Here is an 853-nt window from a genome sequence, read left to right as displayed (position 1 = left end):
TGAAGACAGGAAAATTCGATGATTTACAGTATGACTGCGTATGCGCGCAAAGAAGTAAAAGGCGATTGGGGCTCTGCGGTATGGGAAATCCGCAGTGTAAACCAGCGTTACCTAGAAACCTATTTCCGCATGCCAGAACAATTCCGAGCTTTAGAACCAGTTCTACGCGAGCGTTTTCGTAAACGTCTAGCGCGAGGAAAAGTGGAATGTAGCCTTCGTTTCGAAGCGAACCCTGCAGCAAAAGCCGAGCTTAGCATCAATGAAGCGTTGGCAACCCAAGTGATTAAAGCTGCTGAACAAGTTATGCACATGACTGGTGAGCTTAGCCGCATCAATCCATTTCAAGTCATGCAATGGCCTGGTGTGATGGAAACTCCTGAGCAAAACATGGATGAGGTCAACAAAGAGCTGCTTGCTGCATTTGATGAAGCAATTAGTGAATTTATTGAAGCGCGTGGTCGTGAAGGCGACAACATGAAAGCGCTGATCGAACAACGCCTAGACGCGATTACCGCAGAAGTGGTGAAAGTTCGTGCTCGCATGCCTGAAATCCTAGAATGGCAACGTGAGCGTCTATTCTCAAAATTTGAAGATGCGAAAATTGAACTGGATGCTTCTCGTGTAGAACAAGAGCTTATCTTGCTAGCGCAAAAGTCAGACGTTGCAGAAGAGCTAGATCGTCTGGATTCTCACGTGAAAGAAACGACCAACATCCTGAAAAAAGGTGGCGCAGTCGGTCGTCGTCTGGATTTCATGATGCAAGAATCCAACCGTGAGTCGAACACGCTCGCTTCTAAATCGATCAGCACCGACATCACCGCATCGGGCGTTGAACTGAAAGTTCTGATCGAGC

Annotated in this window: 1 protein-coding gene; it reads left to right on the top strand. The window is 47.4% G+C overall.

Annotated features, from left to right (window positions below; translation table 11 throughout):
* Nucleotides 1–18 precede the first annotated feature (18 nt).
* A partial coding sequence (locus R7R24_RS25715; RefSeq protein WP_318119949.1) for a YicC/YloC family endoribonuclease occupies nucleotides 19–853 on the top strand: 835 nt, incomplete at its 3' end.

The organism is Vibrio sp. 704, assembly GCF_033339295.1.
Note: the sequence above shows the minus strand (reverse complement) of the source record. Positions and strands in the feature narration are given on the sequence as shown.